This is a genomic window from Streptomyces sp. WAC05292 (assembly GCF_003949955.1).
Lineage (GTDB): Bacteria > Actinomycetota > Actinomycetes > Streptomycetales > Streptomycetaceae > Streptomyces > Streptomyces globosus.
Genome location: NZ_RPSE01000705.1, coordinates 1 through 1462 on the forward strand (window position 1 = coordinate 1; position 1462 = coordinate 1462).

The following is a 1462-nucleotide window of genomic DNA, read 5'->3' on the forward strand; positions in this document are numbered from 1 at the left end:
GTAGGCTGCGGGTTCGGTGCGCGGCCGTGCCGCCGGGCCGGTCTTCCGGCCCCGTCGGGCCGCCGCGCCGCTGCCTCCGTTCCCCGTCCCCGACCTGTCGCCCGACCCCGGCCCGCCGTCCCGCCGTCCTGCCGTCCTGCCGTCCGCCTTCGTTCCGATCCCCGAGGTGTCGCGCCGTGAGCCCCGTACCGCCCCCCGTGCCCGTTTCGGTCGTCGGCGTCGGTGCCGACGGGTGGGGTGGGCTCGCCGCTGCCGCCCGGGACGTCCTCGCTTCCGCCGAGGTGTTGATCGGGGGGCCGCGGCAGCTCGCTCTGCTGCCCGCCGGCGAGTGTCCCGGGGAGCGGGTGGCGTGGCCGAGTCCGCTGCGGCCCGCCGTGCCGCGGCTCGCCGCCGAGCATGCGGGGCGCCGCATCGCCGTCCTGGCCAGCGGGGATCCCATGTTCTACGGGATCGGCCGCGCCCTGTCCGAGGAGCTCGGACCCGAGGCCCTGCACGTGCACCCCCATCCCTCGTCCGTGTCGTACGCCTGCGCCCGCCTCGGCTGGCCGGTGGAGGACACCGAGGTGGTGACGGTCGTCGGCCGGCCCGTGGCGCGGGTCGCCGCGGCGCTGCACGACGGCCGCCGGGTGCTGGTCCTCAGCTCCGGTGCGGCGAGCCCGGGCGAGATCGCGGCGCTGCTGCGCGAGCGGGGCTTCGGCCCGAGCCGCATGCGGGTGCTGGAGCAGCTCGGCTCGGAGCACGAGGACGCCTACGAGGGCACCGCCGACGGCTGGGACCGTCCGCCGGGCGACCCGCTGAACGTGGTGGCGGTGGACTGCCGCCGCGACCCGGCCTCCGCGGTCCCGCGGCTCGGCGCGACGCCGGGCCTTCCGGATGCGGCGTACGAGCACGACGGCCAGCTGACCAAGCGCCACGTGCGGGCCGCGACGCTGTGCGCGCTCGCCCCGGCACCAGGGGAGCTGCTGTGGGACATCGGCGGCGGCTCCGGTTCGATCGGCATCGAGTGGATGCGGACGCACCCGTCCTGCCGGGCGGTCGCGGTGGAGCGCGTCCCGGAGCGGGCCGGCCGCATCAGCCGCAACGCGGCCGCGCTCGGCGTGCCCGGGCTGCGCGTGGTGACCGGCTCGGCCCCCGCGGCGCTGGCCGGACTGCCCGTCCCGGACGCGGTGTTCGTCGGCGGCGGGCTGACCGCGCCCGGTCTGCTGGACGCGGTCTGGGAGGCGCTGCCGCCCGGCGGCCGGCTCGTCGTGAACACGGTCACCCTGGAGTCCGAGGCGGTCCTCGGCGAGCGGCACCGCCGCCACGGCGGCGACCTGGTCAAGCTGGCCGTCGCGCACGCCGTGCCCGTCGGCGGGTTCACGGGCTGGCGGCAGGCGATGCCGGTCACCCAGTGGTCCGTCGTCAAGCCGGCCGCACCGGCCGCCCCTTGCGACTCCCCCGCCCCCGCCTCTTCCCCTTCCCC

General features: G+C 78.2%; 1 protein-coding gene. It reads left to right on the plus strand.

The annotated features are described in order from the left end of the window. Positions 1–176: 176 nt before the first annotated feature. On the plus strand, positions 177–1462 hold a 1286-nt coding region (gene cbiE, locus EF903_RS32505), incomplete at its 3' end, for a precorrin-6y C5,15-methyltransferase (decarboxylating) subunit CbiE (RefSeq protein WP_125548521.1).